Source organism: Microvirga sp. 2TAF3, assembly GCF_052114965.1.
Taxonomy (GTDB): Bacteria; Pseudomonadota; Alphaproteobacteria; order Rhizobiales; family Beijerinckiaceae; genus Microvirga.
On record NZ_JBFRFT010000062.1, the window covers coordinates 1 to 583 of the forward strand.

Sequence of the window (583 nt, forward strand, 5' to 3'; positions counted from 1 at the left end):
ATAGCGTTTAGCTTCGATGGGATCGTATCCGAGGCGGGCGCGGAGCTTCTTGCGCAGCTTGCTGACATGGCCCTCGACGACGCTCTCCTCGACCTCGTTGCTGTAGAGGCCGTAGATGGCGTTGAAGATCTGGGTCTTGGTCAGACGTCGGCCCCGGTTGCGCACCAGGTACTCGAGGATATGGCGCTCGCGCCGCGGCAGGATCAGGGCGTGGCCGTCGATGTCGGGATCGCGGCCGTCGAAATAGACCTTGAGGCGCTCGTCCTGGAGCGGGTGGGCCTGACCGTTGACGCGCCGCCACACCGCCTCGGCCCGGGCCAGGATCTCGCGCACATGCACGGGCTTGCGCACCACGTCGTCCATGCCGGCGGTGAGCAGCGCCAGGGTCTGGGCGAGCGAGCGCTCCTCGCTCAAGGCGATGATCGGGGCCGGGGAATGGCGGCGGATGGTCTCGGTGCAGGCGAGGCGGTCCTGGAACTCGCCGAGCAGGAAGCCCTGCACCGCCTCGAAATCGGCCCGCGAGGCGGCCTCGAGCCAGTCCCGGAAATCGTCCCGGTCCAGCCCCAGCGACGAGACCCCCTCG

1 protein-coding gene is annotated in these 583 nt (G+C 68.4%); it reads right to left on the bottom strand.

The features are described 5' to 3' along the window. On the bottom strand, positions 1 to 583 hold a 583-nt coding region (locus tag AB4Y97_RS21015; RefSeq protein ID WP_442000977.1), incomplete at both ends, for a response regulator transcription factor.